Source organism: Priestia sp. P5_B4 (assembly GCF_056400385.1).
The window spans coordinates 1-625 of sequence record NZ_JBFULJ010001424.1; the positions used below are offsets into that span (position 1 = coordinate 1).

Annotated in this window: 1 protein-coding gene; it reads right to left on the bottom strand. The window is 38.2% G+C overall.

The annotated features are described in order from the left end of the window. Window positions 1-55: 55 nt before the first annotated feature. The coding region (locus AC1DRF_RS31370; RefSeq protein WP_477742748.1) for a phospholipase D-like domain-containing protein at window positions 56-625 on the bottom strand (570 nt) is incomplete at its 5' end.

Below are 625 nucleotides of genomic sequence, written 5' to 3' on the forward strand. Positions count from 1 at the left end.
GCTAAAGCCGCTACATTACGAGAGTAAACGATAAGATCACGCCCTTTTCCTAAAGTTACAATAAATCTCTAGGCAAAACTTCCTTTTTGCACGATGGACAACATGCGTAGACGCCTTTATTTTCATCATAATCTACGTTCATCGGCTGCTTGCATGCTTTACATACAGCATGTACGTAGTTTAAATATTTTTCCATTAATAAACGTGTTGCCCCACTTGTTTTCCCGCAATAATAGCAAATAAACCTTACTTTTCCTTTTTTTGTTATCTCTACTTCTCGCATATGCTGACAAGATTCACAGCGATCCCAGCTGCGAAGATAATTGCTCAAAGAATATTGTGGTTTATTTGTTTCTATATACATTTTCGTTTCTTGATTTCTTGTTTTATCTTCGGTAAAGTCAATCGACCGAATAAGCTGTTTAGCGCCTAGCTTTGACTCAATTCTAGCGACCATAAACGCTTCTTTCTTTCCGCCATAAGGCATATTAATCCATATAGTGGATTCATCGATGATAAGCAGTGACATCGGAACAGGAGATGAAATGACATGAGCGCCGTCAATTCGAACTTCTGTTGGTTCACGAGTAAGAACGGTCACTTCACCTTTAAACGAATTTAACAC